This window comes from Bradyrhizobium sp. STM 3809 (assembly GCF_000239795.1).
Lineage (GTDB): Bacteria > Pseudomonadota > Alphaproteobacteria > Rhizobiales > Xanthobacteraceae > Bradyrhizobium.
Map to the genome: position 1 here is coordinate 1 of NZ_CAFJ01000566.1, position 26,373 is coordinate 26,373.

The following is a 26,373-nucleotide window of genomic DNA, read 5'->3' on the forward strand; positions in this document are numbered from 1 at the left end:
CTACCGAATCGAGAAGCGGTATGTCCGGCCGGATGACAGCGTCGTCTGGGGGCGGGTGATGGTCAATCCGATTCGCGATGCTGCCGGCCGCATCAAATGGATTTGTGCCGTCGTCGAGGACATCACGGCCACCAAGATCCTGGAGACCCAGCTTGCGGCGGCGGAAAAGCTCGCAGGGCTTTCGACGTTCAACCTGATCGTCACCGCGGAAGACCGCCGGCCCGAATCGGGAGCGCCGTGCGCGGGCTCGCTCGGAGAGATCTTGACTGGCGTTCACCAGGAGGATCGCGACGGCCTCGAGGAAGCGATCGAGCGGGCGATCGCCAAGCGGACCGGATACACCCGAGAGTATCGGGTGATCGACGGTGCCGGAACGGCACGCTGGGTGCGCGGCATGGGCACCTGTGTCTACAGCCCGACGGAGGGACGGTTGCATCTCGTCGGCGCCGTGGTTGACGTGACGGCGACACGCCAGCAGCAGGACATGCCCGAGCCGATCCGCCGCATGCTGGACCATGTCGAACTGCACTGGCAGCAGAAGGCGTCGATCGAGCAGTTGGCAGCTCAGTTCGGCATCAGTCCCCGCGCCGTCTATCAGTATTTTTCGACCAGCGGCATGTCGCTCGGCGAGAGGATCAAGCAGATCCGGATGCAGCATGCCCGCCGCATGCTCTGCGCTCCGGAGCCGGGCGCCACGGTGATGTCGATCGCCTTGCGCTGCGGCTTCAGCAATCCCGGACACTTCGCCAAGGAATATCGGAAGGTCTATGGCGAGACGCCGTCGGAAAGTCTGAGGCGAGCGTCGTCCCCCAATTAGGATCGGCTGGTCCAAGATCGCGTGATCCGCCGCATCTGCACGACGGGCAAGTCCTGCATGCGCGTCATGCACATATTGCCCGTCGTGTTGTTTCGCCGCAGGCGTTGCCGCTTGCGTCGTCGGGCAAATCAGGTCGATGGTCTCGTTCGACCCGCCTCATGCAGAGGGACGTACGCGTCGTCACGATACGTGGAGGTGGGTTGCGATGGACGGGACGCGGTGCTGGACGAGCATGCGCGTCGCGTACGGAGAAGTCGTGTGGTCCTGGCCTCTCGACGCTGAGGTCTGCGCAACGCGCCAAGGGCGCGTCGTCGCAAAATGGGGACAAGACAGCCCGATCCCCAGGGAGAGCACGTATAATCCGTAAAGCCATCGCGCGGGGAAGGCCGGGATGACCAGGCCGAACCTGTGGTGACTGCCGCCTGCATTTTTCTTCTGCAGGCGGGCCATGGGGGCGGCAGGCTCCCGGCCTTCTCCGCGCCCTCTCGTTTTTCGGGAGGGACATCAGCGATGCATCACCCGGGCGCGACGTGCCGCGGGAAGGTGATGCCGTGTCTTCACGCTGTGTGGCCTCGGCATGCGGTGTGGCGGAAGGTGTGAGCCAAGCTCCCCGCCGTCGTCCCGGCCTCGAGCCGGGACCCATAACCCCAGGGAGAACTTTGAGGCACAATGGCCGCTCCATCTCGCCCAGCCAGATCCGCCGCGGCGTATGGGTCCCGGCTCAAGGCCGGGACGACACCGAATGTGAGGCGCGAGCCGGGCAAACGTGACAACGCTCTGCGCCATTCATGACGGTGCGCCTCACGCCTCCAGCGCGGTCCTGATCATGCGGGCGAGATCGGCGCTGAGATATGGCTTGGCGAGCAGCAGCACGTCGGCGTCGAGGCGGCCGTGATGCACGATCGCGTTTTCGGTGTAGCCCGACGTGTACAGCACCTTCAGGCCAGGGCGCCGCTTCTCGGCCTCGATCGCGAGCTGGCGGCCGTTCTTGCCGCCGGGGATGATGACGTCGGTGAACAGCAGGTCGATCCGCTCGGCGCTGTCGATGATCGCCAGGCCCTCGGCGGCGTTGCTCGCCGACAGCGTCCGGTAGCCGAGCCGGCGCACCTGGGCGACGACATAGTCGCGCACCAGCGCGTCATCCTCGACGATCAGGATGGTCTCGTCGCCGCGGGCGACCGCCGGACGGCCGGTCTCAGCGGCCGGCTGCTCCGGCGCGCTCGCCGCGCGCGGCAGATAGAGCTTCACCGTCGTGCCGTGGCCCTGCTCGCTGTAGATCTTGACGTGGCCGTTGGACTGCTTGACGAAGCCGTAGACCATGCTGAGGCCGAGGCCGGAGCCCTTGCCGACGTCCTTGGTGGTGAAGAACGGCTCGAACACCTTGTCGAGCAGCGAGGCCGGAATGCCCTGGCCGGTATCGCTGACCGCGATCATCACGTAGCTGCCCGGCTTGGCGTCGCGGTTCAGCCGCGCGTAGTCCTCGTCGAGCGTGACGTTCTTGGTCTCCAACGTCAGCTTGCCGCCATCCGGCATCGCGTCGCGCGCATTGAGCGCGAGGTTGAGGATCGCGGTCGAGAGCTGGCTGGGATCGATCAGGGCCGGCGCGCTGTCATGGCCCAGCATCGATTCGATCTCGATCTGCTCGCCGAGCGTCGGCCGCAGCAGCCGCGCCGCATCGACCACCAGCGCATTGACGTCGGTGGCGCGCGGCTGCAGCGGCTGGCGGCGCGAGAAGGCGAGCAGATGCCGGGTGAGGTCGGCGCCGCGCTCGGCGGCGGCGCTGATCATGGCGGCGATGCCGGCGAGTTGCGGCTTGTCCTTGACCGCGTCGGCAAGGATCTCGATGGTGCCGGTGATGACCGTGAGGATGTTGTTGAAGTCGTGCGCGACGCCGCCGGTGAGCTGGCCGATCGCCTCCATCTTCTGCGCCTGCCGCACCTGGGCCTCGTTGGCCTCGATCTCCTGAAACCGCCGCACCATGGCCTCGGCGGCGCGGCGCTGCCGGACCTCCTCCTCGAGCTGGGCATAGGCCTTCTGCAACGTGATGCGCGTCGGCAGCACCAGGAGTTGCGGCAGGATCCTCACCATGATGGCGATGAGGCCGAACGACAGCAGGGCCTGTATGGCGTCGACGATGGTACTGGCGTCGCCGGTGGGAATCCAGAGATCGACGATGGCAACGATGCGCCCGATGCCGCAAACCGCGGCATAGCCGGCCAGCCCCGCGACGACCCCGCGAAACAACACGTCGCGCCAGCGTCGCCACAGGAACATGCCGATCACGGCGGCAATCGTGAAAAAGGCGCAGGCGATGACGGCTTGGGACGCGGCCTGCAGCCAAATCCATCCTGGCACGCCTGCTGCCAGTGGCGTCAACCTCGGCATCGGCAAAAAACCCTCGACAACACAAGGCGTCAGGCCGGTGGCCAACCGGGCCTGCCTTCGCCTCAAAACGGTCGGATCATTCAGCTTTTCGGCTCCAGCGCAAGGGCGATGCTGATCCTGATGGCAATGGCGGCTGGTGCCGGCATGCGCGCCCCTCGGCAAGCCGCCGTCAATTGCCTGCCACACATCCTTAACCCCGCGGTCACGCCCCTGTTAACGCCGCGACCTAAGCCGCTCGACACCTTCATCACTTGGGGAGTGAAAGAGATGTCGAACACGATCGCGCACAACCGGCGCGAGTTCTTGAGGTTGCTCGGCGCCTCGGCTGCAACCGCTGCGCTGGGACAGAGCATCGAGCGCGCGCATGCCATTCCGGCGTTCAACCGCCACGGCAGCATCGAGGACGTCAAGCACATCGTGGTGCTGATGCAGGAGAACCGCGCCTTCGATCATTATTTCGGCGCGATGCGCGGCGTCCGCGGCTTCAACGATCCGCGCGCCGTGAAGCTGCCGAACGGCAATCCGGTCTGGCAGCAGCCGAACGGCGCCGGATCTGTGATGCCGTTCCGTGTCGACAACGCCGGCCAGGTCTATGTCGAGGACGTCGCGCATGGCTGGAACGACGGCCAGAAGTCCTGGAACAACGGCAACTACGACAAGTGGATCGCCAACAAGGGCACCACGACGATGACCTGCATGAACCGGCAGGATCTGCCCTGGCATTACGCGCTCGCCGACGCCTTCACGATCTGCGACCAGTATTTCTGCTCGGTGATGGGCCCGACCGATCCGAACCGCTATTATCTGTGGACCGGCTGGGACGGCAATGACGGCAAGAATGGCGGCCCGGTCATCACCAATGCCGAGGCCGGTTATGACTGGACCACGTTCCCGGAGCGGCTGGAGAAGGCCGGGATCTCCTGGAAGGTCTATCAGGACATCGGCGTCGGCCTGACCGCGGCCGGTTATTGGGGCTGGACCGAGAATCCCTGGATCGGCAATTTCGGCGACAACTCGCTGCTGTATTTCCACCAGTACCAGAACTCGCAGCCGGGCAGCCCGCTGTATGAGAAGGCGCTGCGCGGCAGCAACATCGCCAAGGGCGGCACGTTCGAGAACCTGTTCGACGATCTGCGCAACGACGTCCGCAACGGTACCCTGCCGCAGGTGTCGTGGATCGCGGCGCCGGAAGCGTTCAGCGAGCATCCGAACTGGCTGCCGGGTCCGGGCGCCTGGTACATCTCCAAGGTGCTGGATATCCTGACGTCGAACCCGGAGCTGTGGAGCAAGACCGCGCTGCTCATCAACTACGACGAGGGCGGCGGCTTCTTCGATCACGTCGTCGGTCCCTATCCGGCGATGTCGCAGGCGTATGGACAGTCGACGGTCGATGTCAGCACCGATCTGTTCGCCGGCGACGCCAATCATCTCGCCGGTCCCTATGGTCTCGGCGTGCGCGTGCCGATGATGGTGGTGTCGCCGTGGTCGCGCGGCGGCTACGTGTGTTCGGAAGTGTTCGACCACACCTCGGTGATCCGCTTCATCGAGCGCCGCTTCCATCGCCACGCGAAGGATCTGTTCGAGACCAACATCCCGGCCTGGCGGCGCACGGTTTGCGGCGACCTCACCTCGGCGTTCAACTTCACCTCGCCGAACGAGGGCCTCGCGCCGCTGCCGAGCACGACCGGCTTCAAGCCGCCGGCTGCCGATCTCACCTCGGGCGCCCGCTTCGACGACTACCATCCGGTGCCGCCTGCCAAGCAGGTCCTGCCGCAACAGGAGCCCGGCATCCGTCCGGCCCGCGCGCTGCCGTATGATCTGCGCGTCGACGGCGACGCCGATGCCGCCAACAAGAAGTTCGGCATCCGCTTCGTCAATCCGGGGCAGGCCGGCGTCTGCTTCCACGTCCGCTCGGGCAACACCGCCACCGGTCCGTGGAGCTACACGGTCGAGGCCGGCAAGTCGCTCAACGGCGTGTGGGACCTCGCGGCCAGCGTCGGCCAATATGATCTGTCGGTGTATGGCCCGAACGGCTTCTTCCGCCACTTCAAGGGCGGCGTCGCCTCAATGGCCGCGCTGATCGACGTCGACACCGTCCATCTCTGCAACTGGGGCGGCGACGACGACACGCGCAGCCTCGCGATCGCGCTCACCAACAAGGGCGCGAGCTGCGTCGTGACGCTCGTCGACAACTACACGGGACGCAGCGAGCGGCACCGCCTGCAGCGTGGCCAGCGGCTGGAGACGCAGGTGCAGTTGCAGCAGACCCATGGCTGGTACGACCTGACGGTCACGGCGGACAGCGACGCCAATTTCAACTGGCAGCTCGCGGGTCATGTCGAGAACGGCCGGCCCAGCATCAGCGATCCGGCGATGGGCAAGATCGCCGCGACCTGATCGCGGACTTTACCAACGCGATGCGCCCGGAGCGATCCGGGCGCATCGTCAGGACGAAGAGGTGACGAGAGCTTGATCGGCGTCGTCGGCGTTGGGGTCGCCGGGCGCGGTGGCCCAGGCGAGCTCGACCAGGGTGACGATGCGGCGGCCGGCGCCATCGAGCTGGCAGACGATCAGGCCCTGGTCCTCGATATAGGTCAGCAGCCGCTGCGCCCGGCGCAGCGAATGCGAGCCATAGGCGCGCGCGATCGCGGCGTCGCTCGGGCAGGGGCGGCCGTCCTTGGCGGCGCGGGCGAGCATCATGAACACGCCCTGCATGTCCTCGGGCAGCAGCGAGGCGCGCAGGGTGACGTCCTGCCAGCCGGCGTCGTCGGAGGTCTCGTCGCCGCCGAGGCCGGCGCGGGCGCGGGTCAGCATGCGGCGGAATTCGTTGAGGTCGGGCACGGCTGTTCCCAATCCCTCGATGCGGCAGCGGACGACGAATTCCTGGTAGAGCACGCCGACGGCGCGGAAGCCGGCGTCGGGCTCGGCCAGCACGGCGCGCAGCACGCGTTCCACACGGGTGCGGCGCTCGGCGAGCTCCTCCTCGCTGACCTCCGGCGGCGGCGGCTCGGGGCGCAGCTCGAGTGCGGCGGACTTCGCCGCGATCAGCTGGTCGAGCAGCTCCGGCTGCGGCTTGCGCTGCGGCCGCGGGTTGGTCTCCGGCGGGGGCGCTGCGAGGATCACGGCGCGGGCGTCCTCGAGCGCGGCCTCCGGCAGCGGCATCAGCCGCGGCGTCGCATTGCGCGGCTTGGTCTCGGTCGCACCGATGCGCAGGCCGAGCGGACGGCGCGACAGCGCGGGGCCGAGCGCCATGAACTGGCCGCGCTCGAGGTCGCGGAACGCCTCGGCCTGGCGCCGCTCCATGCCGAGCAGATCGGCGGCGCGCGCCATGTCGATGTCGAGGAAGGTGCGGCCCATGAGGAAGTTCGAGGCCTCGGCCGCGACGTTCTTGGCGAGCTTCGCCAGCCGCTGCGTCGCGATCACCCCCGCCAGCCCACGCTTGCGGCCGCGGCACATCAGGTTGGTCATGGCGCCGAGCGAGGCCTTGCGCGCCTCGTCGGAGACTTCGCCGGCGACGGCCGGCGCGAACAGCTGGGCCTCGTCGACGACGACGAGCATCGGGTACCAATGGTCGCGCGAGATCTCGAACAGGCCGTTGAGGAACGCCGCCGCCCGCCGCATCTGGTTCTCGGCGTCGAGCCCCTCGAGGTTGAGAACGGTCGACACGCGATGGATCCGCGCCCGCTCGCCGGCGACCTGCAGCGCGCGCTCGGTGTGGTCCTCGGCCTCGATGACGAGATGGCCGAATCGCTCGGCCAAGGTGACGAAGTCGCCCTCGGGATCGATGATCGTCTGCTGGACCCAAGGTGCACTCTGCTCGAGCAGCCGGCGCAACAGATGCGATTTGCCGGAGCCGGAATTGCCCTGCACGAGGAGGCGGGTCGCCAGCAGTTCTTCGAGGTCCAGGGCCGCAGGCGATCCCGCCGCCGTCTGCCCCATCTCGATCGCAACCGTCATGTGCCCCGACTCAAGCCCGCGTCCCGCAGAGGCTGGCGCTTAACAAGCCCGGAGCGTTGCGTCGAGCGGTCGCTGCGGCTTGTCCCGTGTCCGATGGCCGTCTGTGGATGGTTCGCCGGCCTGGGAACCGAACCGAAGGATGCGGGTTCCATATCGGGCCAAAAGAGCGCTCGAAACCGGCCAGCGCTTGGCGCGGCCGCGCGGTTCGGGCTACTCTGCGGCCAAAAAGGGGCAACGAGTGAACGGGCATTCGGACGCCGGTCGCGCAACGTCTCAATCGATCGTGCGCGGGGCCGACTTCCTGCAGGGCGGCGGTGAGATGGGGGCGTTGATGCGCAGCCACGACTGGTCGCGGACGCCGCTCGGTCCGCCCGAGTGCTGGCCGCAATCGCTGCGGACCTCGGTGAGCACGTGCCTGGACTGCGCATTCCCGATCTTGATCTGGTGGGGCAGCGAGCTCGTCATGCTCTACAACGACGAGTACCGCCCGATCCTCGGATCACAGAAGCATCCCGCTGCCCTCGGAGCTCCCGGGCGTATTGTCTGGCCGGAGATCTGGGACGTCATCGGCCCGATGCTGCGCCAGGTTCTGACCCAAGGCGAAGCCACACGCTCGCGTGACCTGCCGCTGTTCATGGACCGTCATGGCTACACCGAGGAGACCTACTTCTCGTTCTCCTACTCGCCGATTCGCGATGAGACCGGCGGCGTCGGCGGCGTTTTCACGCCCGTGATCGAGACCACCGCGAAGATCATCGGCGAACGCCGCATGCGCACCCTGCGCGATCTCGCCGCGCGCGGGCGCGCTGCCAGTCTGCAGGACGCATGCCGCGGGGTCGCCGAGGTGCTCGCCGAGAACCGGCACGACGTGCCGTTCGCGTTGATCTACGCGCTGGACGATGATGGCGACGCTCAGCTTCTCGGCGCGTCCGGCGTTCAGCCGGGCAGTCCGCTCGCGCCCGTGCGGATCATGCACGACAAAGGCGATGACGCGCCCTGGCCGATGCGGGCTGCCGCAGGCGCCGCCGCGCCGACAAGGGTGGTGCTGGACCCTGCGAGATACTGCGACCTGCCGACCGGTGCCTGGCAGGAGCCGCCACAGTTGGCGCTGATGCTGCCGATCACCACCGGACGGGAGCTGCCGAAAGCGATCCTGATCTGCGGCGTCAATCCACGGCGCGCGCTCGACGCCGAGCACCAGGGCTTCTTCCAGCTGATTGCGACCCAGCTTGGCAGCACCTTTGCGGAGACGCTCGCCTATCAGGAGGAGCGGCGGCGCGCCGAGAGGCTTGCCGAGATCGACCGCGCCAAGACCGCGTTCTTCGCCAATATCAGCCACGAGTTCCGCACGCCGCTGACCCTGATGCTCGGGCCGCTCGAAGACGTGCTGTCACGGCCGCAAGGCCCGGTTGCGGCTGACCGCGACCGCCTGGAGATCACCCACCGCAACGCGCTGCGGCTGCTCAAGCTCGTCAACACGCTGCTGGATTTTTCGCGCCTCGAAGCCGGCCGGATGCAGGCCGCCTATGTGCCCACCGATCTGTCGGGCTTCACGGCGGAGATCGCCAGCGTGTTTCGTTCGGCGATCGAGGCGGCAGGCTTGAGGCTGATCGTCGATTGTCCGCCGCTGCGTCAGCCCGCCCATGTCGATCGCGAGATGTGGGAGAAGATCGTCCTCAATCTGCTGTCGAACGCGTTCAAGTTCACCTTCGCGGGCGAGATCGAGGTGAAGCTGCGCGAGATCGATGGCAATTTCGAGCTCACGGTCCGCGACACCGGCAGCGGCATTCGGCCGGACGAATTGCCGAAGCTGTTCGAACGCTTTCATCGCGTGGCGGGGGCAAAGGGCCGCACCCATGAGGGCTCGGGGATCGGCCTGGCGCTGGTGCAGGAGCTGGCAAAGCTGCATGGCGGATCGGTCGGCGTCACCAGCGTGCTCGCACAAGGCAGCACATTTGCCGTGCGTATCCCCCGAGGACGAAGTCATCTGCCTGACGCACCCAGCGTTTTTTCTGTTGCACAGGATGACCTGTCGCGCGCTGCGCGGCCCTTTGTCGAAGAGGCCCGGCGCTGGCTGCCGGATGCAGTGCCCGCCGTTACGGAGACCGATCTTGCCGTATCGCCGAGCGAGACGGACGCGCCGCGGGCCCGCATCCTGCTCGCCGACGACAATGCCGACATGCGCGACTACGTCCGCCGGCTGCTCGCGGTGCGTTACGATGTCGAGACCGTTGCAGATGGGGAGGCTGCGCTCGCGGCCATCGGCCGCGCTAGGCCCGATCTCGTCCTGTCGGACGTGATGATGCCGCGGGTCGATGGCGTGCAGTTGCTCGCACATGTGCGGGCCAATGCGCAGATCAGCACCATCCCCGTCATCCTGCTCTCGGCCCGTGTCGGCGAGGAGAGCAGGGTCGAGGGCATGCAGGCAGGGGCCGACGATTATCTGATCAAGCCGTTCAGCGCGCGCGAGCTGCTCGCCAGGGTCGAGGCGCATCTCAGGATGGCGCGTCTGCGCGCCGAGGCGATGGAGCGTCTGCGCGACAGCGAGGAGCGGTTTCGCGCCTTCGTCACCGCGAGCTCCGACATCGTCTATCGCATGAGCGCCGACTGGACGGAGATGCTCTATCTCCAGGGCAAGGATTTCATCGCCGACACCATGACACCCAGCCAGCGCTGGCTCGCGAAGTACATTCATCCGGACGACCAGGGGCAGGTGATCGCAGCCATCACCGGCGCCATCGAAGCCAAGCGCGTCTTCGAACTGGAGCACCGCGTCATCCGGGTCGACGGCACGCTGGGCTGGGCGCATTCGCGCGCCATTCCGGTGCTCGGCAGCGGCGGCGACGTCGTCGAATGGTTCGGTGCCGCCCGCGACATCACCGAGCAGAAGCAGGCCGAGCATGCGCTGCGCAAGAGCGAGGAGCGGCTGCGCAGCGCGGTCGAGGTCGGACGGTTGGGGCTGTGGGATTGGAACGTCACGACGGGCGAGGTCTACTGGTCGGACGAGCACTTCCGCATGGAAGGCTATGGCGTCGGCGAGGTCACCCCGAGCTATGAGGCTTGGACGGCGCGTCTTCATCCGGAGGATCGAGCCGCAACCGAAGCTGCGCTGCGCCGGGCGATGGAGGCGCGCGAGGAATATGCCCGCGAGTTTCGCGTCATCCATCCGGATGGCAGCGTGCGCTGCCTGTATGGCCGCGGACGCTTCTTCTACGACGACGCCGGGCGGCCGATCCGCATGACCGGCGCGATGATCGACGTCACCGAGCGGCGCGAGTGGGAAGAGCGGCAGAAGGTGCTGGTGGCGGAACTGCAGCATCGCACGCGCAATCTCCTCGGCGTGGTTCGTTCGATGGCCGACAAGACGGCGCGCGCCAGCACGGATCTGCCCGACTTCCGCGCACGCTACCGCGACCGGCTGGACACGCTGTCGCGCGTCCAGGGCTTGCTGTCGCGCCTGACGGAGCATGATCGCGTCAGCTTCGACGACCTGATCCGCAGCGAGCTGACCGCCGTCGCCGGAGGATCCGAGCGCGTCGTCCTCGATGGCCCGGCGGGTGTGCGGCTGCGGTCGTCGACGGTGCAAATGCTCGCGATGGCGCTGCATGAGCTGGTGACCAATGCGGTCAAGTATGGCGCGCTGGCGCAGCCGTCAGGCCGTCTCGCGGTGATCTGGACGCTCGAGCGCAGCGGCGCCGACGACAGGCCATGGCTGCACATCGATTGGCGGGAAAGCGGCGTCGAGATGCCGCCTCCAGGCGCGATGCCTGCCGGGACGGGGCAGGGGCGCGAGCTGATCGAGCAGGCCTTGCCGTATCAGCTCAGCGCCAGGACGTCGTACCGGTTCACGCCCGATGGCGTCCGCTGCATGATTTCGATCCCCGTTTCGCTTAGTACGCTGGAGCTCGAAGAGCATGCTTGAAAGCCCGCTCCGTCACCGCCGTATCCTCGTCGTCGAGGACGAATACATGCTTGCCGACGAGCTGCGCGGCGAACTCGGGGGCGCCGGTGCGACCGTGCTGGGTCCGGTCGGAACCGTCGCCGACGCTCTCGCGCTCGCCAAATGTGAGGACAGGATCGATGGCGCTGTCCTCGACGTGAACCTGCGCGGCGAGATGGCGTTTCCGGTCGCGGACCTGCTGATCGAAGGCGGCGTTCCCTTCGTGTTCACGACCGGCTACGACGAGTCCATCATTCCGGACCGGTTCTCCAAGATCCTCCGCTGCGAGAAGCCGATCGCGGTCGACGGCATCATCCGCACGCTCGGGCGCCTGATCGACAAGTGAGTGCGACGACGACGCATCGCGGCTCCCCACCGGCCGATCCGGGCGCGAGGACCTCAAACCTCGCGGCGGCTGAGGAAGGCGAGCCGCTCGAACAGGTGCACGTCCTGCTCGTTCTTGAGCAGCGCCCCATGCAGCGGCGGAATCAGCTTGCGCGGATCGCGCTCGCGCAGCTGCTCGGGGCCGATGTCCTCGTTGAGCAGCAGCTTGAGCCAGTCGAGCAGCTCCGAGGTGGACGGCTTCTTCTTCAGGCCCGGCACGTCGCGCACCTCGAAGAAGATGCGCAGGGCTTCCTCGACCAGGCGCTTCTTGATGTTCGGGAAGTGGACGTCGACGATGCGGCCCATCGTGTCGGCATCGGGGAACTTGATGTAGTGGAAGAAGCAGCGGCGCAGGAAGGCGTCCGGCAGCTCCTTCTCGTTGTTGGAGGTGATGATGACGATCGGGCGCAGCTTGGCCTTGATGGTCTCGTTGGTCTCGTAGACGTGGAATTCCATCCGGTCGAGCTCGAGCAGCAGGTCGTTCGGGAATTCGATGTCCGCCTTGTCGATCTCGTCGATCAGCAGCACGGGGCGCTGCTCGGCGGTGAACGCCTCCCACAGCTTGCCGCGCTTGATGTAGTTCTTGATGTCGGACACGCGGCTGTCGCCGAGCTGGCTGTCGCGCAGCCGCGACACCGCGTCGTATTCGTAGAGCCCCTGCTGCGCCTTGGTGGTGGACTTGATGTGCCAGGTGAGCAGCGGCGCGTTGACGGCCTTGGCGACCTCCTCGGCCAGCACGGTCTTGCCGGTCCCGGGCTCGCCCTTCACCAGCAGCGGGCGCTCGAGCACGATCGCCGCGTTGACGGCCACTTTGAGGTCGTCGGTGGCGACGTAGTCCTGGGTACCGGTAAATTTCATCGCGCCTCGCTTGTCGGTCGAACTTGTGTTGAGTGGCTACGCCGCGGCCGTGGCCGCGGCGGCTTTGAGATGATGGCTGCCATCGGAAGCGGAAATAATCAAGCGCGCCGGATCAGCGAGAGGATCACGAGCACGATGACGGCGCCGATCGTGGCGTCCAGGATGGCGCCCAAAGTGCCGCTGGCGAGCGCAATGTGCAGCGCCGGCAGCACGTAGCTCGCGACCAGGGCGCCGATGATGCCGACGACCATGTTGCCGATCAGCCCGAAACCGGCGCCGCGCACGATCAGCCCGGCCAGCCAGCCCGCGACGGCGCCGATGATCAGCGCTGCAATGATACCCATGAAAACCCCCATTCCATCCGTTGTTCCAGGGATTGTAGAGCAAAAAGCCGGCCGGTCCAGGGTGAGCCCGCAGGGGCGGCCCTTGACGCGACCTCCCGGCCGCGCGATCTAATGGGCATGTTCCTGCAATTCTTCACAGCACTGCGCGACGCGCAGGTCCCGGTCTCCTTGCGTGAATATCTCACGCTGATGCAGGCCGTCGACGCCGATCTCGCCGAGCATTCGGTTGAGAATTTCTATTATCTGTCGCGCACGGCGCTGGTGAAGGACGAGCGCAATCTCGACAAGTTCGATCGCGTCTTCGGCACGGTTTTCAAGGGGCTGGAGAATCTCCTCGATGCGATGGAGAAGGCCGAGATTCCCGAGGAATGGCTGAGGAAGCTCGCCGAGAAGTACCTCACCGAGGAAGAGAAGAAAGAGATAGAGGCCATGGGCTGGGACAAGCTCATGGAGACCTTGAAGAAGCGTCTCGAGGAGCAGAAGGGCCGCCACCAGGGCGGCAACAAGTGGATCGGCACGGCGGGCACGTCGCCGTTCGGCGCCTATGGCTACAACCCCGAAGGCGTCCGCATCGGCCAGGAGAAGAACCGCAACAACCGGGCCGTGAAGGTGTGGGACCGCCGCGAGTTCAAGGATCTCGACGGCAATGTCGAACTCGGCATTCGTAACATCAAGGTCGCATTGCGCCGCCTGCGCAAATTCGCCCGCACCGGCGCGCCGGACGAACTCGATCTCGACACCACGATCCGCGAGACCGCCAATCACGGCTATCTCGACGTCCACATGCGGCCCGAGCGGCGCAATGCGGTGAAGGTGCTGGTGTTCTTCGACATCGGCGGCTCGATGGATTCGCACATCGCCCAGGTCGAGGAGCTGTTCTCGGCGGCCAAGAGCGAATTCAAGCACATGGAATATTTCTACTTCCACAACTGCCTTTACGAGGGCGTGTGGAAGCAGAACAAGCGGCGCTTCACCGACCGCACGCCGACCTGGGACGTGCTGCACAAATATCCGCACGACTACAAGGTCGTGTTCGTGGGCGACGCCTCGATGTCGCCTTACGAGATCATGGTGCCCGGGGGCTCGGTCGAGCACGTCAACGAGGAGCCGGGCTCGGTCTGGCTCGATCGCATCATTCGGACCTATCCGCACACGGTGTGGCTGAATCCGGTGGCGCAGAAGCACTGGGACTATTCGGAGTCCACCACCATCATCCGCCGCATCTTCTCCGAGCGCATGTATCCGATCACGATCGAGGGTCTGGAAGCGGCGATGAAGGAGCTGGTGCGGTAGGACTGCCCCGTCCTTCCGGGGCGGTCGCGCCAGCGACCGAACCCGGAATCTCGACATGGCGCCATCAACTCGAGGTTTCTGGCTCGATGCGTCCCATCGCCCCGGACTGACGTTGGAAGGACATGAGACATGCCCCAGACCATCACCCGCGGCATCAAGGCGCTGATCGATGAGGCCAATTCAGAGATCGAGACGCTCTCCGCGGCCGAGGCGATCGAGGCGGCCAGGGGCGACGATGTCGTGATCGTCGACATCCGCGATCCCCGCGAGATCGAGCGCGAGGGCAGGATCCCCGGTGCGTTCTCCTGCACCCGCGGCATGCTGGAGTTCTGGATCGATCCGCAGAGCCCCTATGCCAAGCCGATCTTTCAGCAGGACAAGCGGTTCATCTTCCATTGCGCCGGCGGCCTGCGCTCGGCGCTCGCGGCCAAGACGGCGCAGGACATGGGCCTGAAGCCGGTGGCCCATATCGGCGGCGGGTTTGCCGCGTGGCGCGAGGCCGGTGGCCCCGTCGAAGCATGGGCGCCAAAGAAGAAGGATTGAGCCCAACTCGTCGCACGCGGGCTTGACCCGCGTGTCCATCGCTTGAACAAGATGGATCGCCGGACCAAGTCCGGCGATGATGAATTGAAAGTGACGCTGGAGCCTCGCGATGACCACTCCCCACGACCCGCTCGTCAGCACCGACTGGCTCGCAGGGCATCTCGGCGATCCCCACGTCAAGGTGCTCGACGCCACCTTCAAGATGCCCGGCGTGCTGCCGCTGCCGAAGGACGACTATCTGAACGCGCACATTCCCGGCGCGGTGTTCTTCGACGTCGACGAGGTCTCCGACCACTCCAACCCGCTGCCGCATATGTATCCGAGCGCGGAGCAGTTCGGCCGCGACGCAGGCCGGCTCGGCGTCAGCAATGGCGACACGGTGGTTGTCTATGATGCCGGCGGCTGGGTGGCCGCGCCGCGCGCCTGGTGGATGTTCCTGTCGTTCGGCCACCAGGACGTGCGCGTGCTGGACGGCGGGTTGAGGAAGTGGGTCGCCGAGGGACGACCGGTCGATCGCGGCCAGGTGACGCCCGTGGCAGGGCGCTACAGCGCGAGCTTCGATGCCGCGCGCGTGCGCAAGATCGAGCAGATGGTCGCCAACCTGGCGGCCGGAGCCGAGCAGGTGATCGATGCCCGCCAGGCCCCGCGCTTTGCCGGCGAGGTGGCGGAGCCGCGGCCGGGGCTGCGGTCCGGGCACATTCCCGGCAGCCGTAACCTGCCCTATGCGGAGCTGTTCGACGCCGCCACCGGCGTCATGAAGCCGCTGGACGACCTGCGCAAGGCGTTCGGCTCAGCCGGCGTCGATCTGGCAAAGCCGATCGTGACCTCGTGCGGCTCGGGCGTGTCGGCGGCCGTGTTGACCCTGGCGCTCTACCGGCTCGGTATCCGCGACACCGCGCTCTATGACGGCTCCTGGTCGGAATGGGGCGTCGAGAACGGCCCGCCGGTCGCAACCGGACCGGCCTGATCGTCGCCTCTACCGCGTGCGCGGTCCAGCGGCCTGCTGGCCGACCGCCTGCGGCTGCGCGAACTGCTGCCCGAACGGATCGGGGAAGGCCTGCTGTTGCTGCTGCTGGGCCGCCGCCTCGCGGGCGGCCCGGACCCGCTGCGCATAGCGCCGCTGCTTGGCGCGGCGCGCCGCAAGCTGCTTCTCCCGCGCCTGTCGCTTCTTCAGGACGCTCCGGCGCAACTGGACGCTGGCGACCTTGACCGAGGCGCGATGCTCGCCGGCGGCGGGACGTTCCTGATGGACCGGCTGTTCGGCCAACGCGGCGAGCTTGGCGGCGATCGGATCGAGCACGGCTGCGACGGGAACAGGCGCGGCAGAGGGCGACGACACTGGAGCCGCCGCTGGATCGGCGCTGGCAACGACCTGAGGAGCGGGCGCCGCCGCGGCTGCAACGGCGGCGCTCGACGGGACGAGGGCGGCCGGAGCGGCCATGTCGGGCGTCGTGTCCATCCTGGGCTTGTCGGCTGTCTTTTCGACCGTGGCAGAGGCCGTGTCAGAACCCGCCGGTTCGGGCTTGGCGCGGTCGCCGCTGTCGTCAGGCGTGACGGCGGCTTTCGCGACGACGATCGCCGTCGTGGTGTCGACGGTCTCGGCCGGCAGCGAGGGCGTCGGCACGGCAGGGGCCTCCGCGACAGGCGTCGTGTCGGGCGTTTCCGCGACAGGCGCGGGCGCAGACGGCTGGATCGGCGGCTCGGCCGGACTGATCACCGACGGAGGAGGCTCGACGGCGAGTGTCGGCTGCGTCGGGCTCGGCTCGACGCGCAGCACGGCCAGAACCGGCGTCGGCTCCGCCGGCGGCAGGAAGGTCGTGAAGCCCGATGCCTGTGCCGAGCGCCAGGTCGAGTTGCTGGCGAACTGCTCATGGGCAGCACGCAACAGGGCAGCAGCGCCCATGCCGAAGATGGTGAGAGAGATGGAGCAGACGATCGCGGCGACGAGGAAACGAAAGCCGGGAAGCATTGACGGGAACTCTCCGCCACAGCAGCGGGACTGCCGAGACATTCGAGCCAGTAGGGAACGCGGTGATCACAGGGAATGGCCGCGTTCGCGACGGGCCCGGCTTCTGCCGTGCATCGCGAATCAGGCTGAAGTCAGAATACCGAAAGCGTTCCGGCTCGCTCGGCAAATCGCGGCATGGATGCGGCCTGCGGCGGCTCCGCTGCACTTTTTCGGCTGCGTGAGACTTCCGTGCAACGACGGAGACATGATCACAAATTGCCGAAATGGGAGCGCACCAGGCCGATTTGTCTTGAATGCGCCGCTATCTTCGGCCATCTGGCACAGCAAAGATCCCAATCGGCGGCTTGGGGATACTGCAAGGGCAATGATGATCAGACAAATCCTGACGGTTTGCGCGGTCGCGGCAGCGGGCGTGGCGGCAACTTCGTCTGTCGAGGCACAGCAGGTCTATCAGACGGCGCCCGGTGCGTATTCACCTGCTCCAACGCCTTACCCGACCGACATGCGCGGCCAGGGCCCAGATTTCGATGCGCTGGACGACGAGGACACTCCCGGTAACTCGGCGGCGCTGCCGCCTCCCGGCCCGGTGATGTCGCCGGATGATCCGCGTTATGGCCGTCCGGCCCATGCTCCGGTTTATGGTGCCGCGCCGACGGGCCCGGTCTTGTCGCCCGACGATCCACGCTATGGGCGTCCGGCGGGGGCGCCGGTCTACGGCGCTGCGCCGAACGGTCCCGTGATGTCGCCGGATGATCCGCGTTACGGCCGTCCGGCCGGTCCGCCCCCGGTGATCTATGCCGATCGCCCCGGTGCCGGCCAGCAGGTCTATGGTGGCACCTCCGGCAATGCCGCGGCTGGCGGCGACGCCGGCGCGCCGCGTCCGCCCGGAGCCGTCGCGGGCACGTCCTCGGTGCCGGGCACCGCCCAGGCGCCCACCGGCGACCGGCCGATGACCGTCGCGGCGCTTCCGCCAGAGGAGCAGCCGGATGCCGCGCCGGCGCCGCTGCCGCCGAATCTGCGCCGCCAGGAGGTCGACTTCGTCACCAAGGAGCCGCCGGGGACGATCGTCGTCGATACGCCGAACACCTACCTCTATCTGGTGCTCGGCAATGGCCGGGCGATGCGCTACGGCGTCCGCGTCGGCCGCGAAGGCTTCACCTGGACCGGCGTGCAGAAGATCACCAAGAAGACCGAGTGGCCGGACTGGTATCCGCCGAGCGAGATGATCGAGCGCCAGCCCTATCTGCCGCGCTTCATGGCCGGTGGTCCGGGCAACCCGCTCGGTGCCCGCGCGATGTATCTCGGCTCGACCGTCTACCGCATCCACGGCACCAACCAGCCGTCGACGATCGGCAAGTTCGTTTCCTCCGGCTGCATCGGCATGCTGAACGAGGACGTCTCCGACCTGTTCGACCGCGTCAAGGTCGGTACCCGCGTCGTCGTCATGCCGGGCGGTGCCCCGGCGGGATCCAACAAGAACATGGCGGCCGCGGCCAACGGCGCGCCGATGCCGGCCGCGCAGGCTCCGGTGCAGGCCCAGGCCAACGTACCAGCGGCTCAGCCGGCTGCGATGCAGCCGCTGCCGCCGCCGGTCACCATCCGCTGACCACGCTTCGATAGATCGTCAAACACCCTCCTCGCGGAGGGTGTTTTGCGTTGGGATAGGGTCAGGCCAGCCGTCGCGGCGGCTCGGCGCCGCCGAGCCAGGCCGCGATGCACTCGACCATCTGGCCGTAATGGGCGCGAAAGCTCTCCTCGGTGACGTAGCCGAGATGCGGGGTCAGCACGACATTGTCGAGCCCGCGCAAGGGATGCGCGACCGGCAGCGGCTCGACCGAGAACACGTCGAGGCCGGCGCCGGCGATTCGCTTCTCACGCAAGGCCTGCAGCAGCGCCGCCTCGTCCACGATCGGCGCCCTGGAGGTATTGACGAGATAGGCCGAGGACTTCATCCGGGCAATGTCGGCGGCGCCGACCAGCCCGCGCGAGCGGTCGCTGAGCACGACGTGGATGGTGATGATGTCGGCGGTCGCGAACAGGTCGTCCTTGCTGGCATAGCCGACGCCGGCGTCCTGGCAGCGCTCCGGCGTCAAATTGGGGCTCCAGGCGATCACCTTCATGCCGAACGCCTTGGCGAGCCCCGCGACCTTGCTGCCGAGCTTGCCGAGCCCGATGACGCCGAGCGTCCGGCCCTCGATCTCGACCCCGCCCAGCGCCTGCCACGGCTCTCCTGCGTGCATTCGGGCGTTCTCCTGGCCGATCTTGCGGGTCAGTTCCAGGATCAGGCCCATGGTCAGGGGCGCCGTGGGATCGCGGCCATATTGCGTGCCGCAAACGACGATGCCGCGCGCCTTGGCGGTTTCGGTGTCGATGGCGGCATTGCGCATGCCCGAGGTGATCAGCAGCTTCAGCTTCGGCAGCCGCTCGATCAGGCTGCGCGGAAACGGCGTCCGCTCGCGCATCGCGCAGATGATGTCGACATCGGCCAGGGCGGCAGCCGCCGCATCTTCTCCGGCGAAGGGATGGGTGAAGGCGGTCACATCGACGCGTTCAGCCAGAAGGGGCCAGTCGGCCAGCGACAGGGCCGTGTCATAATAGTCATCGAGGATTGCACAGCGCAGCCGCGTCATCGGTCAAATCCATTCGGGGCGGGAACGGCGACGCGAGGTCGCCCGGGCGAATGGATGTCATCGTTGCGCGCAAAGCGCGGACGGCGCAAGCCGGGCGCCGCTCAAGATCAGTCGAGGTCGGCCTTGAGACGGAACGCGGCGTCATCGCCATATTTGGCCCGCCACGCCGGTCCGGGGCCGCGCATGTAGTGCAATTCCGGCCGGTACGGATTGAACGCGCGCGCGACGAACTCGCGCCAGAAGCCCTTGATGTCGTCGAGCAGGCCGGATCGATTCGGGCGTTCTGCCGCTGCTGCGGGCAGGGAGGCTGACGTGAGGGTTGCCATGACGGGCTCTCGCTGTTGTCGGTCGCGGCTTGAGCCGCTTGGGCGCGCGGTTCTTGCGGGCCGAGACCGAGTGTCCCGCCGAATTAATTAAAAGATGGTTGCAATTGTCGTGATCGACCGCACACATGGTGACGGACCCGTAATCGTCCGTGTCCGGCGGCGGAGATCAGGCCGGTTCTGCGGCCAATTCTCCCGGTGATTGTCGCCGCCAAGGGCCGCCTCGCCGGTTGCCCTTTGGGGACCGCGCGGTTACATCAGCGGCAACCATTTTCCGAAAAATTCCGGCAGGTTTCGAGGGACACGCGATGGCGCGCCAGTTCGTCTACTTCATGCAGGGCCTGTCCAAGGCCTACCCGACCCGCAAGGTGCTCGATAACATCCATTTGTCGTTCTATCCCGACGCCAAGATCGGCGTGCTCGGCGTCAACGGCTCGGGCAAGTCGACCCTGCTCAAGATCATGGCAGGCCTCGACAAGGAGTACACCGGCGAGGCCTGGGTCGCCGACGGCGCCCGCGTCGGCTATCTCGAGCAGGAGCCGCAGCTCGATCCGAAGCTCTCGGTGCGCGAGAACGTGATGCAGGGCGTCGCCAAGCAGAAGGCGATCCTCGATCGCTACAACGAGCTGGCGATGAACTACTCCGAGGAAACCGCCGACGAGATGACCAAGCTGCAGGACGAGATCGAGGCCCAGGGCCTGTGGGATCTCGACAGCAAGGTCGACCAGGCGATGGACGCGTTGCGCTGCCCGGCCGACGATGCCGACGTCACCAAGCTGTCCGGCGGTGAGCGCCGCCGCGTCGCGCTGTGCCGGCTGCTGCTCGATCAGCCCGACCTGCTGCTGCTCGACGAGCCGACCAACCATCTCGACGCCGAGTCGGTGTCCTGGCTGGAAGGCCATCTGCGCAACTATCCCGGCGCGATCCTGATCGTCACCCACGACCGCTACTTCCTCGACAACGTGACCAGCTGGATCCTCGAGCTCGACCGCGGCCGCGGTATCCCCTACGAAGGCAACTACTCGTCCTGGCTGCAGCAGAAGCAGAAGCGGCTGGAGCAGGAGGGCCGCGAGGAGGCCGCGCATCAGCGCACTTTGGCGCGCGAGCAGGAGTGGATCGCGGCCTCGCCGAAGGCCCGTCAGGCCAAGTCCAAGGCGCGCTACCAGCGCTACGAGGAGCTGCTCAAGAAGGCCAGCGAGAAGCAGACCCAGACCGCGCAGATCATCATTCCCGTCGCCGAGCGGCTCGGCCAGAACGTCGTCGATTTCGAGGGGCTCTCGAAGAGCTTCGGCGACCGCCTGCTGATCGACAATCTCACCTTCAAGCTGCCGCCCGGCGGCATCGTCGGCGTGATCGGCCCGAACGGCGCCGGCAAGACCACGCTGTTCCGCATGATCACTGGGCAGGAGAAGCCCGACGCCGGCACCATCACCGTCGGCGAGACCGTGCATCTCGGCTATGTCGACCAGTCGCGCGACGCGCTCGACGGCAACAAGACGGTGTGGGAGGAGATCTCCGGCGGCAACGAGCTGATCCTGCTCGGCAAGAAGGAAGTGAACTCGCGCGGCTACTGCTCGTCGTTCAACTTCAAGGGCGCCGACCAGCAGAAGAAGGTCGGCGCGCTCTCCGGCGGTGAACGCAACCGCGTTCACCTCGCCAAGATGCTGAAGTCCGGCGCCAATGTCCTGCTGCTCGACGAGCCGACCAACGACCTCGATGTCGACACCTTGCGCGCGCTCGAAGAGGCGCTGGAGGATTTCGCCGGCTGCGCCGTCATCATCAGCCACGATCGCTGGTTCCTCGACCGCATCGCGACCCACATGCTGGCCTTCGAGGGCGACAGCCATGTCGAATGGTTCGAGGGCAACTTCCAGGACTACGAGAAGGACAAGATGCGCCGGCTCGGCCAGGACAGCGTGATCCCGCACCGGGTCAAGTACAAGAAGCTGACCCGCTGACTCTTGCGAAGGCGCGACGCTGTCTCGGCTCCGGGACAAAGCGTCGCGCCCTCGCTGCGACCCAGTGTCGCTTTTCCGCGTGCTGCGATTGCGTAGATAGATGATCCGCAATCCCATCCCAGCCGCGAGATCCTCCATCATGTCTTCATCCGACGCGACCCTGTCCTCCAAGGGCGGTGCGCTGCGCCCCATTCCCATGATGATCTTCGGCTCGCGCTGGCTGCAGCTGCCGCTCTATGTCGGGCTGATCATCGCGCAGGGCGTCTATGTGGTGCTGTTCCTGAAGGAGCTCTGGCACCTGTTCGCCCACGCCTTCGATTTCTCCGAGCAGCAGATCATGCTCGCGGTGCTCGGCCTGATCGACGTGGTGATGATTTCGAACCTGCTGGTGATGGTGATCGTCGGTGGCTACGAGACCTTCGTGTCGCGGCTCAATCTGCAAGGGCATCCCGACGAGCCGGAATGGCTCAGCCACGTCAACGCCAGCGTGCTCAAGATCAAGCTGGCGATGGCGATCATCGGCATCTCCTCGATCCATCTGCTGCGGACGTTCATCGAGGCCGGCGCACTGTCCTCGGGCAAGTCGACCTACACCGAGACCGGCGTGATGTGGCAGACCATCATCCACACGGTGTTCATTCTCTCCGCAATCGGCATCGCCATGGTCGACAAGCTGTCGAACGCCGCGGTCGAGGAGGCGAAGCAGGCGGCGGGGCATTAGGCCAAGCGGCGCGCTTTCAGCCGATGCGGAATGTCGCCATCTCGATCGAGAAAGCGCCGCGCGCGGGGTAGGGCATTGTGAAGAAACTGGTGTGGCTCGCGCAGCCAGAGCCCATCGATCTCGCGGGAGCGGGATTCCGAGATCAGGACATCGATCGGAAGGTCCACGAGCGAGGCTTGCCAGCCGGGGAAGAAGCGGCGAGCCCGCCGGAACATCAGCGCAAGAAGTGCGCTTTCTGTGGTCAGGCCGTGATAATCAAAGGCGTTGTGCTGGTCCGTGACGTAGATGTGGTTTCCAACTTGTCCCTTTGCCGGCTTGATCCATCTCGCGCGAAATCCAAGGTCCGGATGCCGTTCGAGAAACGCGTAGGCCAGAATATGACAGGCGCCATTTGCGAAGAACTGGCGATCCGGTCGATGCCAGCGTCGAACGGGGTCATGTTTCACGTCGGTTTTGGGGAGGAACATTGACGCTCGTGTCTGATTCGACGACGGTTGCGGCCGACTCACGATCGACTTGATGGTCGTTTAGGACCGACGCGGAGGCAAGCTGCAATGGGTGTGACGAGCCGCTTCTTCGTTTGCGTTTTCCTGCTGCTCTTCGTGCCGTCAGCCGCCCGTGCCGCTGATGCCGCCTTCACGCAGTTCGTTGCTTCGCTCTGGCCCGAGGCCAAGGAGCAGGGCGTCTCGCGCGCAACGTTCGAGACCGAAACGCGCGGTCTCGAGCCCGACTACAAGCTCCCCGATCTGATGCTGCCCGGCCGCCCCGCGACCGGCGCCCCGGCGCAGGCCGAGTTCGTGCAGGTGCCGGCCGACTACATCAAGGAAGCCTCGATCGCGCGGCTGGCCGCGCATGGCCAGACGTTGATCCAGCAATATCGTCCGGCGCTCGCCGAGATCGAGCGCCGCTTCGGCGTGCCCGGGCCGATCGTGCTGGCGATCTGGGGCCGCGAGACCGATTTCGGCCGCTACGCGCTGCCTTATGACGCGCTGCGCGTGCTCGCAACGCAGGCCTATGTCGGCCGCCGCAAGGAGCAGTACCGCACCGAGTTCATCATGGCGCTGAAGATGCTGAGCGACGGCGCGGTGTCGCGGCGCGATCTCAGGGCGTCATGGGGCGGCGCGGTCGGCCTGACTCAGTTCCTGCCGTCGGAGTACTACAAGCACGGCATCGATCTCGACGGCGACGGCAAGGTCGATCTCTGGCACTCGGTGCCGGATGCGCTGGGCTCGGCGGCCAAGCAGCTTGCCAACAAGGGCTGGCAGAGCGGCGTACGCTGGGCCTATGAGGTCAAGCCGCCGGCCAATGTCGATTGCACGATGGGCGTGCCCGAGGTGAAGAAGCCGATCGCTGAATGGCTGCGGGCGGGCTTCGTGCCGGTGCGCGGCCAGCGGCTGGGCAGCGCGGAGCAGCAGCAGCCGGCCTCCCTGTTGCAACCGGAGGGAATCTATGGCCCGGCATTTCTGACGACGGCGAACTACTTCGTCATCAAGGAATACAATTTCTCCGACCTCTACGTGCTGTTCGTCGGCCATCTGGCCGACCGCATGACCAGCCCGGCCGGCTTCGCCACCCCCTGGTCGGCGTCTCAGCAGCTCCGGAGCATGGATGTCGAGGCGATGCAGAAGGGGCTCACGCGGCTCGGCCTCTATGCGGACAAGCTCGACGGCAAGGCCGGCATGCAGACCCGCGCCGCGCTCGGCACGTTTCAGAAGAAGGCCGGCCTGAAGGTCGATTGCTGGCCGAGCGCGACGGTGCTGCAGGCGATCAACGCTGCGCACTGACGGTATTCGGTGGCGCGGTGCCGTTGGCCGGGTGCAGGCAGCAAAAAGCCCGGCCGCAGGGCCGGGCTCTTGCCGCATCCGAGATGCGTGTTCGAATCAGTAGCAGACGCGAACCGGGCGGGACACCCAGCCGTAGCCATCCCAATAGCGCTCGCGGCGCCACACGCACGGCGGCGGGCCCGGCGGGGGGGCTTCGACGTAAACCGGGCCGCCATAGGCGGGACGGCTGGAGGCGATCGCGCCGCCGATCAGGGCGCCGCCGATCAGGCCGGCAGCCACGCCGGCGCCGACGTCGCCAGCCTTGGCGGCCGGAGCGGTCACGCTCAGCGAACCGGCGATTGTCGCAACCGCAAGCACTGCGGTCAGGATCTTCTTCATGGTCCAAGATCTCCTGGGGAAGCGCCGAAGCAGGCGCCGGGTGGGTGAATGTTTTACGCTCGACCGAGGGGATGTCAGCATCGTGAGAAAACACGACAATCCGTCAACCCATCGTAAACCCTCGCTGACCCCATGCGACCGAAAAACGGTTTTTTCTGGCCAAGGTGGCCGGCCTATCCGAATTTCTGGTGCAAGGTCATGGAATTAATGAAGGTGAACGTTCACTCGCAAACGCGCACGCGGCGAACTCTCCAGCCATAGCCATCCCAGAAGCGTTGGCGCTGCCAGTAGCAGGCATAGCCGGGATCGGCCACGTAGGCGGGACCGCCATAGTAGGAGTAGCCCGGGCCGTAGGCGTAGCCGGGGGAGTAGGAATAGCCGGGGCCGTAATAATAGGGATTGCTGCCCGCCGCGATGGCGCCACCAATGAGGGCTCCGCCAATCAATCCGGCCGCAACGCCGGCGGCGACACGACCATTGCGCGCTTCTGCCGGAGCAGGCGCCAGCGCTGCACTCGACAGGGTCGCGACGGCGGCCAGGGCCGCAAGAGTTCTCTTCATGACCTCACCTTTCTCAGTCCACGTCGGCAGACGGCGCATCGGTCGATGCGATACGTTCCCACATCCCGCTTGAATGATCAATGAACGGGCGCGTCCATTGGACGGCCCATGCCGAGGGGGCGTTCAATGCTGCGGTGCACAAAACGTCGAAATCCGGAGCGTACATGCCTGGCGCTTTGATCATCGCGGTGGCGATCTGCATGGCGGCAGGCGTCTGCTATGTGCTGCTGGTTGTTGTGGATTGGAAAGGACGGCGAGGCGGCATCGATCCCTCCAGTTCGGATTCCGGCGGCTCCTCGCCATGGGACTCCGCTGCCTCCTCTGGCTGGTTCAGCAATACCGCGACGGATGTCATGGGAAACCCGATCGACAGTGGAGGCGACAGCGGTGGGGATGGGGGAGGCGACGGGGGAGGCGACTAGGCCGGCCAATTCCTTGGGGGTTATCGCGAGCGACTTTGATCTGCAGCAAGATCACTTAGTTAGATTGGTTCTAGTGTGCGCGTGAGATTGGAATAGCTTCAAAAGCGCCGTTTTCCCTTTGCGCGGGTCGGGGCTGGTGACTATCGATAGCTGACCAAGGACGATTGGCCGGTTTCTCATGATTGTTTGTTCCTGTAACGTCATCAGCGATCACGACATTCGCAAGGCCGTGACCTCCGCGGACGAATTGCCGCGGAGCCCCAAGCAGGTCTATGGCTGCCTTGGCTGCAGCGCGGAATGCGGTCGGTGTGCGCGCACCATCAAGACGATCATCGACGAAGCTCTCGGCCCGTGCGCCCGCGCCTGTCAGGCGGGTTGCCAGCACGCCCACACCCATGCTCACGCGTCGGTTCAGATGGCTGACGAAGACCTGCAGAGCCGGTTCGCGCTCGCCGCCTGCTGAGCGGCGCCTGCCTTCATTCTCGCCTGCTTGCGCCCCAAAAATGCACATGCACGGGGGTCGTCTCGGCACTTCGAACCTGTTATTGAGCGCCTGCGGCCTCTAACTCTTTCGGAGCTTATCTATGCAGGGCGACCCCAAGGTCATCGAATATCTAAACAAGGGATTGCGCAGCGAGCTGACTGCCATCAACCAGTATTGGCTGCACTATCGCCTGCTGAACAACTGGGGCCTTCTCGAGATGGCCAAGGTCTGGCGCAAGGAATCCATCGAGGAGATGGAGCACGCCGACAAGTTCACCGACCGCATCCTCTTCCTGGACGGCTTTCCGAACATGCAGGTGCTCGATCCCCTGCGCATCGGCCAGAACGTCAAGGAGATCATCGAGTGCGACCTCGCCGCCGAGATCGCCGCGCGGACGCTGTATCAGGAGGCCGCAACCTACTGCCACGGCGTCAAGGACTACGTGTCGCGCGACCTGTTCGAGCAACTGATGAAGGACGAGGAGCATCACATCGACTTCCTCGAGACCCAGCTCGATCTGATCGGCCGCATCGGCCTCGAACTCTACACCCAGAAGCACGTCGGCGGCCTCGAGAGCGAGCACTGAGAAGGCGGCGATCCTCCCTCCGGGCGAGGTCGATTCG

At 66.2% G+C, this 26,373-nt stretch carries 24 protein-coding genes; 13 read left to right on the forward strand and 11 right to left on the reverse strand.

The features are described 5' to 3' along the window. On the forward strand, positions 1–817 hold an 817-nt coding region (locus BRAS3809_RS25725), incomplete at its 5' end, for a helix-turn-helix domain-containing protein (protein ID WP_035658582.1). Positions 818–1,618: 801 nt separating this feature from the next. Here the strand turns inward: BRAS3809_RS25725 and BRAS3809_RS25730 are convergent. Next, complete coding sequence (locus BRAS3809_RS25730; protein WP_502685682.1) at positions 1,619–3,202, reverse strand: ATP-binding protein; 1,584 nt, start codon at positions 3,200–3,202, stop codon at positions 1,619–1,621. A gap of 267 nt (positions 3,203–3,469) precedes the next feature. On the opposite strand from BRAS3809_RS25730, the gene BRAS3809_RS25735 reads away from it, so the two are divergent. After that, positions 3,470–5,599 (forward strand): phosphocholine-specific phospholipase C, encoded by a 2,130-nt coding sequence (locus tag BRAS3809_RS25735; RefSeq protein WP_008964950.1) that lies wholly within the window; start codon positions 3,470–3,472, stop codon positions 5,597–5,599. A gap of 48 nt (positions 5,600–5,647) precedes the next feature. Here BRAS3809_RS25735 and BRAS3809_RS25740 read toward each other — a convergent pair whose 3' ends face one another. Next, the gene (locus tag BRAS3809_RS25740) at positions 5,648–7,159 is read right to left on the reverse strand and encodes a helicase HerA domain-containing protein (protein WP_008964951.1); all 1,512 of its coding nucleotides are present in this window, start codon (positions 7,157–7,159) and stop codon (positions 5,648–5,650) included. A 238-nt stretch (positions 7,160–7,397) separates the two neighbouring features. Here BRAS3809_RS25740 and BRAS3809_RS25745 point away from each other — a divergent pair, with 238 nt between their 5' ends. Further along, entirely contained in the window at positions 7,398–11,081 is a 3,684-nt protein-coding gene (locus tag BRAS3809_RS25745) for a PAS domain-containing protein (RefSeq protein WP_008964952.1), read from the forward strand. Then, positions 11,074–11,445, forward strand: coding sequence for a response regulator (locus BRAS3809_RS25750; protein ID WP_008964953.1), 372 nt, complete (start codon positions 11,074–11,076; stop codon positions 11,443–11,445). The genes BRAS3809_RS25745 and BRAS3809_RS25750 overlap by 8 nt, the downstream gene beginning before the upstream one ends. A gap of 53 nt (positions 11,446–11,498) precedes the next feature. On the opposite strand, the gene BRAS3809_RS25755 is transcribed toward BRAS3809_RS25750, so the two are convergent. Both BRAS3809_RS25755 and BRAS3809_RS25760 read right to left on the reverse strand, forming a co-directional pair. Continuing rightward, a complete protein-coding gene (locus tag BRAS3809_RS25755; RefSeq protein ID WP_008964954.1) occupies positions 11,499–12,341 on the reverse strand; it encodes an AAA family ATPase in 843 nt (280 codons plus the stop codon). Between the two features lie 98 nt (positions 12,342–12,439). Then, the gene (locus tag BRAS3809_RS25760) at positions 12,440–12,685 is read right to left on the reverse strand and encodes a GlsB/YeaQ/YmgE family stress response membrane protein (protein ID WP_008964955.1); all 246 of its coding nucleotides are present in this window, start codon (positions 12,683–12,685) and stop codon (positions 12,440–12,442) included. A 117-nt stretch (positions 12,686–12,802) separates the two neighbouring features. Here BRAS3809_RS25760 and BRAS3809_RS25765 point away from each other — a divergent pair, with 117 nt between their 5' ends. The 3 genes from BRAS3809_RS25765 (at position 12,803) to sseA (ending at position 15,488) form a co-directional block, all read left to right on the forward strand. Further along, positions 12,803–13,978 (forward strand): vWA domain-containing protein, encoded by a 1,176-nt coding sequence (locus BRAS3809_RS25765; protein ID WP_008964956.1) that lies wholly within the window; start codon positions 12,803–12,805, stop codon positions 13,976–13,978. 129 nt (positions 13,979–14,107) lie between these two features. Next, positions 14,108–14,521: a rhodanese-like domain-containing protein gene (locus BRAS3809_RS25770; RefSeq protein ID WP_008964957.1), complete on the forward strand. Its 414-nt coding sequence runs from the start codon at positions 14,108–14,110 to the stop codon at positions 14,519–14,521. 109 nt (positions 14,522–14,630) lie between these two features. Further along, complete coding sequence (sseA, locus tag BRAS3809_RS25775) at positions 14,631–15,488, forward strand: 3-mercaptopyruvate sulfurtransferase (protein WP_008964958.1); 858 nt, start codon at positions 14,631–14,633, stop codon at positions 15,486–15,488. Positions 15,489–15,497: 9 nt separating this feature from the next. On the opposite strand, the gene BRAS3809_RS25780 is transcribed toward sseA, so the two are convergent. Continuing rightward, positions 15,498–16,490 (reverse strand): hypothetical protein, encoded by a 993-nt coding sequence (locus BRAS3809_RS25780; RefSeq protein WP_008964959.1) that lies wholly within the window; start codon positions 16,488–16,490, stop codon positions 15,498–15,500. A 364-nt stretch (positions 16,491–16,854) separates the two neighbouring features. Between BRAS3809_RS25780 and BRAS3809_RS25785 the strand changes: the two genes are divergently transcribed. Next, positions 16,855–18,096, forward strand: a complete 1,242-nt coding sequence (locus BRAS3809_RS25785; protein WP_008964960.1) for a L,D-transpeptidase family protein — start codon at positions 16,855–16,857, stop codon at positions 18,094–18,096. Between the two features lie 61 nt (positions 18,097–18,157). Here the strand turns inward: BRAS3809_RS25785 and BRAS3809_RS25790 are convergent, their stop codons facing one another. Together BRAS3809_RS25790 and BRAS3809_RS25795 are read right to left on the reverse strand one after the other, a co-directional pair. Then, positions 18,158–19,120 (reverse strand): D-2-hydroxyacid dehydrogenase family protein, encoded by a 963-nt coding sequence (locus tag BRAS3809_RS25790; protein ID WP_008964961.1) that lies wholly within the window; start codon positions 19,118–19,120, stop codon positions 18,158–18,160. 107 nt (positions 19,121–19,227) lie between these two features. After that, the gene (locus BRAS3809_RS25795) at positions 19,228–19,446 is read right to left on the reverse strand and encodes a hypothetical protein (RefSeq protein ID WP_008964962.1); all 219 of its coding nucleotides are present in this window, start codon (positions 19,444–19,446) and stop codon (positions 19,228–19,230) included. 305 nt (positions 19,447–19,751) lie between these two features. On the opposite strand from BRAS3809_RS25795, the gene ettA reads away from it, so the two are divergent. Together ettA and BRAS3809_RS25805 are read left to right on the forward strand one after the other, a co-directional pair. Continuing rightward, a complete protein-coding gene (gene ettA / locus BRAS3809_RS25800; protein WP_008964963.1) occupies positions 19,752–21,401 on the forward strand; it encodes an energy-dependent translational throttle protein EttA in 1,650 nt (549 codons plus the stop codon). 139 nt (positions 21,402–21,540) lie between these two features. Further along, the gene (locus BRAS3809_RS25805) at positions 21,541–22,122 is read left to right on the forward strand and encodes a TIGR00645 family protein (RefSeq protein WP_008964964.1); all 582 of its coding nucleotides are present in this window, start codon (positions 21,541–21,543) and stop codon (positions 22,120–22,122) included. Here BRAS3809_RS25805 and BRAS3809_RS25810 read toward each other — a convergent pair. After that, on the reverse strand, positions 22,119–22,589 hold the full coding sequence (locus BRAS3809_RS25810) for a hypothetical protein (protein WP_035658588.1): 471 nt from the start codon (positions 22,587–22,589) through the stop codon (positions 22,119–22,121). The genes BRAS3809_RS25805 and BRAS3809_RS25810 overlap by 4 nt on opposite strands. A gap of 87 nt (positions 22,590–22,676) precedes the next feature. Here BRAS3809_RS25810 and BRAS3809_RS25815 point away from each other — a divergent pair, with 87 nt between their 5' ends. Then, positions 22,677–23,906: a lytic murein transglycosylase gene (locus tag BRAS3809_RS25815; protein ID WP_008964966.1), complete on the forward strand. Its 1,230-nt coding sequence runs from the start codon at positions 22,677–22,679 to the stop codon at positions 23,904–23,906. A 96-nt stretch (positions 23,907–24,002) separates the two neighbouring features. Here BRAS3809_RS25815 and BRAS3809_RS25820 read toward each other — a convergent pair whose 3' ends face one another. The 3 genes from BRAS3809_RS25820 to BRAS3809_RS36815 all read right to left on the reverse strand — a co-directional run bounded on the left by BRAS3809_RS25820 (position 24,003) and on the right by BRAS3809_RS36815 (position 25,046). Then, the gene (locus BRAS3809_RS25820; RefSeq protein WP_008964967.1) at positions 24,003–24,284 is read right to left on the reverse strand and encodes a hypothetical protein; all 282 of its coding nucleotides are present in this window, start codon (positions 24,282–24,284) and stop codon (positions 24,003–24,005) included. A 221-nt stretch (positions 24,285–24,505) separates the two neighbouring features. Beyond that, a complete protein-coding gene (locus BRAS3809_RS25825; RefSeq protein ID WP_008964968.1) occupies positions 24,506–24,844 on the reverse strand; it encodes a hypothetical protein in 339 nt (112 codons plus the stop codon). Positions 24,845–24,857: 13 nt separating this feature from the next. Continuing rightward, positions 24,858–25,046, reverse strand: a complete 189-nt coding sequence (locus BRAS3809_RS36815) for a hypothetical protein (protein ID WP_170323328.1) — start codon at positions 25,044–25,046, stop codon at positions 24,858–24,860. 398 nt (positions 25,047–25,444) lie between these two features. Here BRAS3809_RS36815 and BRAS3809_RS25835 point away from each other — a divergent pair, with 398 nt between their 5' ends. Together BRAS3809_RS25835 and bfr are read left to right on the forward strand one after the other, a co-directional pair. Continuing rightward, positions 25,445–25,729 (forward strand): (2Fe-2S)-binding protein, encoded by a 285-nt coding sequence (locus tag BRAS3809_RS25835; protein ID WP_035658591.1) that lies wholly within the window; start codon positions 25,445–25,447, stop codon positions 25,727–25,729. Between the two features lie 121 nt (positions 25,730–25,850). Then, a complete protein-coding gene (gene bfr / locus BRAS3809_RS25840) occupies positions 25,851–26,336 on the forward strand; it encodes a bacterioferritin (protein WP_008964970.1) in 486 nt (161 codons plus the stop codon). Positions 26,337–26,373 lie beyond the last annotated feature (37 nt).